This window comes from Streptomyces eurythermus (assembly GCF_014649115.1).
In the GTDB taxonomy this organism is placed as follows: Bacteria; Actinomycetota; Actinomycetes; order Streptomycetales; family Streptomycetaceae; genus Streptomyces; species Streptomyces eurythermus.
In genome coordinates this window covers 1-608 of record NZ_BMSK01000065.1, presented here as the reverse complement: position 1 = coordinate 608, position 608 = coordinate 1, and the positions used below count along the sequence as shown (strand labels likewise).

The window sequence follows — 608 nt, the reverse complement described above, 5'->3', positions numbered from 1 at the left end:
GTCGGCGTGCCCTGGGCGATCGGCTCCCCCGAGGGCGGCCACGACGCCGTCCACCCCGCCCTGGGCACCCTGGAGGACTTCGACCACTTCGTCGCCGAGGCCGGCCGGCTCGGCCTGGAGATCGCCCTCGACCTCGCCCTCCAGTGCTCCCCGGACCACCCCTGGGTGGAGAAGCACCCCGAGTGGTTCCACCACCGCCCCGACGGCTCGATCGCCTACGCCGAGAACCCCCCCAAGAAGTACCAGGACATCTACCCCCTCGCCTTCGACGCCGACATGGACGGCCTGGTCACCGAGACCCTGCGGATCCTGCGCCACTGGATGGCCCACGGCGTGCGCGTCTTCCGCGTGGACAACCCCCACACCAAACCCGTCGTCTTCTGGGAACGGGTCATCGCCGAGACCAACCGGACCGACCCGGACGTGATCTTCCTGGCGGAGGCCTTCACCCGCCCGGCGATGATGCACACCCTGGCCCAGATCGGCTTCCAGCAGTCGTACACCTACTTCACCTGGCGCAACACCAAGCAGGAACTCACCGAGTACCTGACCGAGCTGACCGGCGAGGCCGCGGCCTACATGCGGCCGAACCTCTTCCCCAACACCCC

General features: G+C 69.1%; 1 protein-coding gene. It reads left to right on the top strand.

The features are described 5' to 3' along the window. On the top strand, positions 1-608 hold a 608-nt coding region (locus IE251_RS40485), incomplete at both ends, for an alpha-amylase family protein (RefSeq protein ID WP_506005332.1).